This window comes from Thermodesulfovibrionales bacterium, from assembly GCA_035622735.1.
GTDB lineage: Bacteria > Nitrospirota > Thermodesulfovibrionia > Thermodesulfovibrionales > UBA9159 > DASPUT01.
Genome location: DASPUT010000102.1, coordinates 1 through 8,558, shown reverse-complemented (window position 1 = coordinate 8,558; position 8,558 = coordinate 1). Strand labels below are relative to the sequence as shown.

9 protein-coding genes and 1 tRNA gene are annotated in these 8,558 nt (G+C 49.5%); 1 reads left to right on the top strand and 9 read right to left on the bottom strand.

Annotated features, from left to right (window positions below):
- Positions 1–800: FAD-dependent oxidoreductase (locus VEI96_05965; GenBank protein HXX57527.1), on the top strand; the 800-nt coding region annotated here is incomplete at its 5' end.
- A 203-nt stretch (positions 801–1,003) separates the two neighbouring features.
- On the opposite strand, the gene VEI96_05960 is transcribed toward VEI96_05965, so the two are convergent.
- The 9 genes from VEI96_05960 to VEI96_05920 form a co-directional block, all read right to left on the bottom strand.
- The gene (locus VEI96_05960; GenBank protein HXX57526.1) at positions 1,004–1,603 is read right to left on the bottom strand and encodes a methyltransferase domain-containing protein; all 600 of its coding nucleotides are present in this window, start codon (positions 1,601–1,603) and stop codon (positions 1,004–1,006) included.
- Positions 1,604–1,721: 118 nt separating this feature from the next.
- On the bottom strand, positions 1,722–2,591 hold the full coding sequence (locus VEI96_05955) for a metal ABC transporter substrate-binding protein (protein HXX57525.1): 870 nt from the start codon (positions 2,589–2,591) through the stop codon (positions 1,722–1,724).
- An 850-nt stretch (positions 2,592–3,441) separates the two neighbouring features.
- Positions 3,442–3,524, bottom strand: a tRNA-Leu gene (locus VEI96_05950).
- A gap of 33 nt (positions 3,525–3,557) precedes the next feature.
- Positions 3,558–4,583: a tyrosine-type recombinase/integrase gene (locus VEI96_05945; protein ID HXX57524.1), complete on the bottom strand. Its 1,026-nt coding sequence runs from the start codon at positions 4,581–4,583 to the stop codon at positions 3,558–3,560.
- A complete protein-coding gene (locus tag VEI96_05940; GenBank protein HXX57523.1) occupies positions 4,580–4,807 on the bottom strand; it encodes a helix-turn-helix domain-containing protein in 228 nt (75 codons plus the stop codon). The genes VEI96_05945 and VEI96_05940 overlap by 4 nt, the downstream gene beginning before the upstream one ends.
- A gap of 75 nt (positions 4,808–4,882) precedes the next feature.
- A complete protein-coding gene (locus tag VEI96_05935; protein ID HXX57522.1) occupies positions 4,883–5,773 on the bottom strand; it encodes a hypothetical protein in 891 nt (296 codons plus the stop codon).
- A gap of 632 nt (positions 5,774–6,405) precedes the next feature.
- The gene (locus VEI96_05930) at positions 6,406–6,666 is read right to left on the bottom strand and encodes a hypothetical protein (GenBank protein HXX57521.1); all 261 of its coding nucleotides are present in this window, start codon (positions 6,664–6,666) and stop codon (positions 6,406–6,408) included.
- A 203-nt stretch (positions 6,667–6,869) separates the two neighbouring features.
- Entirely contained in the window at positions 6,870–7,586 is a 717-nt protein-coding gene (locus VEI96_05925; protein ID HXX57520.1) for a hypothetical protein, read from the bottom strand.
- A 41-nt stretch (positions 7,587–7,627) separates the two neighbouring features.
- Positions 7,628–7,981, bottom strand: a complete 354-nt coding sequence (locus VEI96_05920) for a DUF5666 domain-containing protein (protein HXX57519.1) — start codon at positions 7,979–7,981, stop codon at positions 7,628–7,630.
- Between the last annotated feature and the right edge of the window lie 577 nt (positions 7,982–8,558).

Genomic DNA, 8,558 nt, shown 5'->3' with positions numbered 1-8,558 from the left:
ATGACTTTCTCCGCGAGATCAATCTCGGGAAGAAGCCCGATCTCGCCGCCAAGAAGGTGGTTGTCATCGGCGCGGGCAACGTCGGCATGGACGTCGCTTCAGAGGCTTACAACAACGGCGCCGCGTCGGTCATAGCAGTCGATATCCAGAAACCCGCTGCCTTCGGAGCGGAAATGGAGATCGCGAAGGCGAAGGGCACGCAGGTAACGTGGCCCAAGTTCACCGAACGGTACGACAGGAACGAGAAGAAGATCTTCTTCAAAGACGGATCTTTCCTCGACGCGGACTTTGTGGTCATGTCGATCGGCGATGTGCCGCAACTCGATTTCCTTCCCCAGTCGGTCCATACCGAAAGGGGCTGGATTCCGGTAAACGACAAGTACCAGACCTCGGACGTCAAGGTATACGCGATCGGTGATGTGACGGCGCTCGGACTCGTGACTCATGCCATCGGCCATGGAAGGATAACGGCCGACATCATCCACTACGAGGTGATGCACGCGCCCCGCTTTCCCGAGATCAAGCAGGTCGTGCCCTACGAGAAGATCAAGACGGAATACTACGATGTCTGCCGCGGCGATTTCGTTTCACCGGAGGAGTCCGCGAACCGGTGCATGTCCTGCGCGACCTGCCGCGACTGCCGTATGTGCGAGGCGACCTGTTACTGGGGCGCGATCAGCAGGGTCGAGCACAAGGACGGTTCGTACGAGTATGTCGTTGATGAAGAGAAGTGCATCGGATGCGGCTTCTGCTCCGGTGTCTGTCCCTGCGGCGTCTGGGAGATGGTCGAGAATATTTAATCCGTCTGATTCATGCCGCTGCGAGGGCATGGATCGTAGACAGGATTCAGGTCGTATCCCCCTCAAGCCTTGAAGGCCCGGAAGAGCCCTCCGACCGTGGAGGGTGAAGTCGTCATAGGCGTCGCGCCGACGTACTCCACCTTCATGAAGCCAGAATTCTTCATCAGTTCGATGAGATCCCCGACCGGGATCGCCCCCCCGATTCAGTCCGACCAGGATTCGAGGCTGTTCGCGCGGGATGCCGCCGCCTCATCCTTGAGGACGATGTCCGCAAACTGAAGACGGCCGCCTGATTTGAGGACCCGGTGGATTTCACGGAAACTCCTCTCCTTGAAGGGCGAAAGGTTCAGGACACCGTTCGAGATTACGACATCGATGGTCCCGTCATGAAAAGGGATCGCCTCTGTACCGGCGGACTGAATCTCAAAACCGGACAGACCGATCTCTTTCAGGTTTCTCCGGGCCTTATCGACCATTTCAGGAGTGAGATCTATTCCCAAAACCTTCCCGGAAGAGCCCACCATCCTGCTTGCATAGAGGAGATCGAAGCCGGCCCCGCATCCCACATCGAGGACCGTCTCTCCCCTGTTAATCGGACCGAGGGTGAAGGGGTTGCCGACACCGCAGAATGATTCGATCACTTCTACAGGGAGGCCCTCGATGAAAGAAGGGTCGTAGCCGAGCATGAGGGCGCCAGCCCTTCCCGTCGGATAATTAAACTTCCCCTCTGCAGATCGAGAGATCTCCGCATATTTCTTGCGTACAGCCTCCTGAATCTGAGCCGCATAGAGTTCCTCGGACATAGAAACCTCCGTCACGGAGATGCTACCCGAAACTTTTCCACGAGTCTCATTCCTATTCTATCATGAGCGAACTCTCCGAGAGTCCATCGACTTTCCTGGAGAGAAGGGAGTGCGACGATCACTGCATCGCGTCCTTCAGCCTCTCGAGGTTATATCGCATGAGACCGATGTAAGTCTCGCGGCCCGGAAGCCCCCCTTCAGGGTCGAGCATGATGACCCTTACGCCAGCCTCGCGCGCTATCACTTCCGCAGCTTTTGGATTGAGCTGCGGCTCCGCGAAGACAGCCCTGATGTGGTAGCTCCTGATCGCCTTCACGATCGCCTCAAGTCTTTGCGGCGAAGGTTCCTTGCCGGGCGACTCCTCTATCACGCCCACGCTCTTCAGTCCGTAGCGGAGGGCAAAGTAATCCCAGGCAGGGTGAAAGCTCACGAAACTCTTTATCCTGAAGGCCGAAACGGTCTTCTTGATCTCCGCATCGAGTGCCTGAAGTTTCGCGATATATTCGGCGCTCCTCCTCCGGTAGAAATCGGCGCCTTGAGCATCAGCCTGCTCAAGGGCGGCCTCTATCTTCCTGACCATTTCGATGGCGAGCACCGGGTCGAGCCAGACATGGGGGTTTCCCGTTTCATGCCCGTGGTCTCCCTCTTCCCGCAAGAGCTTCATCCCTTCAGTGAGGACGACAACCCTGATAGTTTCCTTCGACGCCCTGACGAGTCTCTCCGCCCAGAAATCGAGACCGGCGCCGACCTCGAAAAAAAGCCTCGCATGTGAGAGGTCCTTCGCCGTCTTCATGGTAGGCTCGAAGACGTGGGGGCTCGCGCCGGGAGGCAGAAGCACCTGCACCTCAACCCGCTCTCCTCCCACCTGCTTTGCCATGTCACCGATCGGAGAGATGCTCGCCGCGACCCTCAGCGGCTCGGCAGAGGCGACCGCAACGCCGAGAGAGAAGATGAGAAACAAGAGTGTCGTCACCGCCGGCCTTTTCATCGTCTGCGGCCCTTCCCTTCTCGTGCGAGAGAGGCACCCGAACGCCACCGTTGTCAACAAGATGCTGCGTCCTCTGAAAAGCATTTTCTATTATTCACCGGAAGTTCGCAAAATATCAACCAGGACCTTGCTTGTCTCGCTTTTTATATGTCTATATCAGTGTTGAGGACGACTGAAGAAGATCGGAGATGAGAGAGCCTTTCTCCATTGCCTCACCTTTTTCGGCATCGCGTGGCCGCTTTGCTTGACTGACAGGCCCGCTATTTGATATATAGTAATTAGAACTATTGAAACTGTGCGGATTTTGTGAGGCGCGTGCCGCGGACATCGCACGCCGGAGATATTGCGGTGAAGACACCATTGTTTGTGTTTTTCTTTCTGGTCGTTCTGATGCTCGACGTTTCAGGAGCCTGGGGGGCATCTTTTGTAGTTTCCGCACCCACCTTCAGCATAACCCCTAATGCGGCAGTCACCACGTCTTGTGACTACCCCCTGATACGAATAGGGACAAACACCTACGGAACCATTCAGCAAGCCATCGAAGCCATTGACAACGCTATTGACGGCGGTGTCATAGATGTCAATGTGTATGATTACGTTGAGGATATCCAGTTTGATAACAATGGGCCGGTTACGCTTCAGGGCGGCTACGATTGCGATCTCTCCACGGTTGTCGACTACACCGAAATTGACGGTTCCGTAACCATTCAGGGATCGGGACCCGTTACCATTGATAGTATTATCATCAATCATGCCCCGACAGTCGGGGGTTATCTGGATCGGAACAATCGCTCGCCTATATTGTATGCGTCATTCAGAGTAACGGACTTCATTACAACATCTAGCCTTCTGGTGCGAGAGAGGGGAGTCGAACCCCTACGGTTGCCCACTGGATCCTAAGTCCAGCGCGTCTGCCAGTTCCGCCACTCTCGCTGGTTGATTTTAAAGGATTTTCTTGAACCCAAGTCAAACGCTTCGTTCTGAAACGTGACCAAAACGTGACACATCTTGGCATGAATCCAAAACCTCGACGCTCGATCTGAGACTTTCAGGGTAATGGTGAGCATATCTCATAGTCATCTGTATAGTCTTATGACCGAGCAATTCTTTGACCTTGTAGAGATCGACACCATTCTGAACGAGTCTTGTTGCAAAGGTATGTCTCAGGTCATGAAAATGGCAATCCTTAAGCCCAGCTTTCACCAGCACCTTGTCATAAGCCTGCCTGAGGCACCTGACCGAAACCGGAAAGACCTTTCCCGACAGGTCTACAACCCTGTTAAATCCCCTGAGAGAGCTTAAAAGTGTCTGAGACAGCGGTATCGCCCTTTTCTCTCCATTCTTCGATCTGGTGACCGTTAAAAGCCTCCTGTTGAAGTCAATGTCTTTCCACGTCAGATTGAGTATCTCTGCTCTTCTCATACCCGTGTGAAGGGCAACGATCAACAAGGTCTTCAACCAAAATGGATTTGTCGCTGCCGTCAAAAGAAACTTCTCCTCTTCAACGGTCAACCATCTTTCCCTCGCATTCTTGTTACCTACCGCGAATGACAAGTCAGCTACAGGGTTTTCCTTAGTCCATTTCCATTCCCTACGAGCCACGTTGAACATACGCCTCATCAGACTTAATTCCTGATAAATCGTAGCAATTTTCACCTTCTTCAGCCTTTCATCCCTGTAATCCGAGATCATCTCCGTCGTAATTTCAGCAAGAGTCAATTGACCGAACACCGGAAGCAACCTCTTCAGCGTATGTTCATCCCTGATTCTATGATACTTCTGTAAATACTTCGTGACCATCTCAGAGAAGGTTATGGTTTTTGCCTTCTGCTTTTCAAACCATTTGCCCTCCTGGATGTCAGCAAGCGCCTTACCGTGAATCACCTCTGCCTTCTTCTTATTCTGCGTGCCCGTCGGCAGCCTCAGACGCCTTCCATGTACATTGATGGACAACCACCATATCTTGCTGTCCTTTCTCTTATAGAGGCTCACTTCGTCTTCCCTCCTTTCCGAGCCTCCAGCTTGATAAATGGATTATACCCCGAATTAGCCTCCCTTGTACAAGCATCAACCCATTCCATGATGTGATCATTATTGAACCTTAGAGTTCCATTGAGCATGATGCTCGGCATCCGTCTGAGCTCGGCCCACTGATAGATAGTTTTCTCCTTCACGCCGAGCATCTCAGACACTTCTTTTACGCTCAAGAACTTCATCGCGGACGCGGCCTTGTCTTGTTTAGGACCCTTTCGACCTGAAACATAAAACTCATCTGTGTCCGAAGCTCAGATTCATTCAAGATCTTCATCCAAGATGTCCTCCACCAATTTTTCCACATCCTCAAGCGATTCGGTTCCTGATAATTCCTCGTTAACTATTTGCTCAACCTCATCACAAATCTCACTCTTAGAGAGCGCATCCAAATCCTCTTCACGCAGGAGTTCCTGTGCGTAACGCTTCCCCCATGCAACAAGACGTGCCTTGTTTTCTTCGATCCGCAATTTTTCCGCCTGTTGTTCCTCTTCCTCTCTGGACTTCTGCAATGCTTGCCTCAAACCTTCCCACGCACTTATAATTTCCGCTCTAGAGCGATCTTGCTCCTCGCGAGAGACTTTTTCTCTCGCCTCTTTTTCCTTCCGTTGGGCACCATCCTGCGCCTGAAAAACCGGCTGGTAAAATCTATCTCTGATTCCTTCGGCAATCATCACTAATTCGCTATGGGGGGGCGTTTCTTCCACTGGAAGGATGGTCAGCTTCTTTCTGATCTCCTGGATCGCGTCGGACTGTGCTGCTGATGGCACCGAGTACCCGAATCTGTGAAAATATATAATCACTTTATTAATTGTCTCCTGAATGATATCACTCCTTGGTCTTCTGCCCTCATGTTTCGATACCATTTTTTCATTACAAGACTGATCTACCTTCTCTTTTTCTTTGAATTGCGGAGGGTCACATTCGATTACCGCCCCCTTCCCGTGTTCTTTGGACTTAGAGGGAGTATCACTCTTATCCTTAGGCAAACCTTCCCTAGGCGATATTTGCCTAGGGAAATTGCCTGGGGAAGCTTGGTCGCCTCTATCCTGATAAGCCTTACAGCCTTTGAGATGTGCCCTGACTGCCTGGGCATTCTTGAAATGCTCTCCACAAAAGTTGCATACTGTTTGTTTCTGATTCTTATCCATCTCTCACCTCCGGAATGTCTTGAATCGATTCACGCGATAACGCGCGTTACAAAATAAAAAGGCCCCATCGACCATTCTCGGTCGATGGGGCCACTGTCAGGCTCCATCTTTAAGCAGGTCCCCGGTCAAAACCCCTCCTGGACCCACAGTACATATCTTCTTTCATTTATAATTTACTAATCTTGCACTGTTTTGTCAACTATCTCATTAGAATAATCTCATTAGGATAAAATGTGAGGCATGCTATTAATATCGTAAAAAAAAAGACCTCTCACAGGACTAAACGCGAGTTTCACTTTCCTGAAATAGTAGAGTACGCCTCGAATCATCTTAGCTCTCGGGAAACCAAGCTCGTGGCTCAATCAGATCAGACAGATTAAAGTTACCTTTCCGGTCGTTTGACTGCTGGTCGTAACATGCTATCTAAGAGAGTCCTAAAAAAGAAGACGCGTATAGGACTAGATTTTGTGCCGCTTCCACCGACTTATCAATAGGTATCGCGAATTGAAACTGCTACGGGTTTTCCAAAGAAAGATGGAGTAACGGCCGGAGCTAAGCACGCCCCCATGCACAGGTCAAAGTCAACTACCGGTATCTTCGTCATGGAAGCCTCTTTATTGTAATTGACCCTTTCACTCCTTTTCGATTATCTCAAAATTCTTTATGAACTGGCTGATCTGGACGCCGAGGTAAACACATTTCATCCCATCTATGCACTCATCAGCGTCCTTCTTTTCCAGATGCGTCGTGAGTTCGTGTTTATCTTTCTTAAATTTTACGATAAAGGCATTCTTTTCTTCATTGAAATCAAGACTGACAGCGATTCCGTTTCTTTCGATGTCAGGATACATCTCCATGATCTTGTCCTTTAATGCAACATTAGTGTATCCCATAGAACCTCCTTCAATTAATTTTAAAGAAAGTAGTTTTCTATAACTCGTAAAATGTTGGGTCCACCGACGAACCGACACCGGCGTTATTTTGGCCGTATATCCGTTTCCGTTTCGGAACTATCCCACCATGGCTTTATTCACTGATGATTATTCATGAAATTCAGAGGCAGGACGGCAGTCCCGCCTCTGAAAAGGGATAGAGATTAGAACTTCTTCGGAAACTGTTGTACGATTCCATTTGCCAAAACGTCAGCTATCACATAGATATGGTTTTGCATGGCATTCCACGTTTCGGCCTCGGCAGAAAAATCTTTTTTGTTTATTTCATTTATGTCCGCCATGTGGTGCCCCCCATGAGCGACGAGCGCTGACAGAAGCGCTTCTTTAAGCCAATACTTGGGGTTTGCCGAGCTTAAGAAGGTTGCTATCTCATCTGCATTCTTCTTTAACTTGGCGGCCGCCGCGTCCTTGGCTTCTTTATTATCACTGAAGGTGGCGGTCATGTACTCTTTGATGGCTCCATAATGACCTGCAAGGAGACCGAAGAGCTTATCTGCTGCTTCCTTCCCATAGTAAGGAGCTATCGAATTTGCAAGGTCCTTAGCGTTTTGCACGACCTGCGCTTCCTCGACCTTTGCGGCGTCGGGATCACCGTACTTTGTAGTCAGAACAACGTTTCTCACCCAGAATATGTGCCCTGTCCATAAACTGCGAAGGGCGAGCCGCAATTCGACGGTCTTATCTGTTAATTTGTCTTTGGCAGATGCCTGCGATGGAACTATGAACATCACAACACTTAGAATAAGTATTATTGCTTGAAAAGTTTTCCTCGACATGATCGTTTTCCTCCTCTTTTCAATTTGCCCGGAAATCTTTCTTGAACCCTTCCACGTGCGAGAGGCGAAAAAGAGGGGTGGCAAACTCCCGCCCCTCCTTTTCGCGACAAAGCTGGAGCACGTTCTTATTTGGCTTTCTTCTCCGACATGATCATAATCTCGACCGCGGTAGATTTTCCGTCTTTTTCATTAAACTTCACTTTCACATTTTGTCCTGCTTTGAGGTCGTTGAAGGTTTTCGCTTTCTTGTCCATGCTTATCTTTGTCATGTCGTTTGTTGTGAACGTAACGTCACCCTTCCACCTGTTGTCGGCCGCTGCTTTTACCCCTTCAACAGAATGCACAGTCACTGTCTTGGCTCCTGCATCGATGGAAACCACTGGTCCCTTGAGAGAATACATCTCATCAGTGGCAATGGCGACCACGGCAAAGGATACTACGATTATCAATACCAAGCACAAAGTGAGAACTTTTTTCATATCATTTCACCTCCTTCCTCCGGATCTCGTCCGTATATTGAAGATGATTCTCTGCACTGTTCGCTTCTTTTTTTCGCATATCCATCCCCTAATTAAAGGCTATCACACAAAAACCCCTTGTCAATATCACTTATGTAAGAATCTGGTTCATCTGTTCCTTCTCTGACGAGATAACGTCAGCAGAATCAAATGAAGTAAGGAAGATAGGAATGAAAGAGTAACGAGGTTAAGGGAAACACGGACGCATGACGTTGCAGGTTTTGTCATAAACGATTGTGGAAGTAACCCGCACGATCTTAGGCATGGCTGAGTTGAGGAGTTCAGGAAGAACAGTTGCCTGCCTTATCGATAATAAATGGTACTGCTTTCGAATGGAAGTAATTTGTAAGCTTACATTGACTGATGAGTGCAGTCCTGCCTTTTACATCTAAATAACTATCTGACAGGGAATACCTTCTCGTTCAAATGCCGTTCTCAATTCCTCTCCTTTTTGGAAAAAGAAGCTATCTTCCATGGCCCATTGCATATCATGCCTCTTATATACCGAATCTGCGTAATGATAATTCAACCTGTCGAT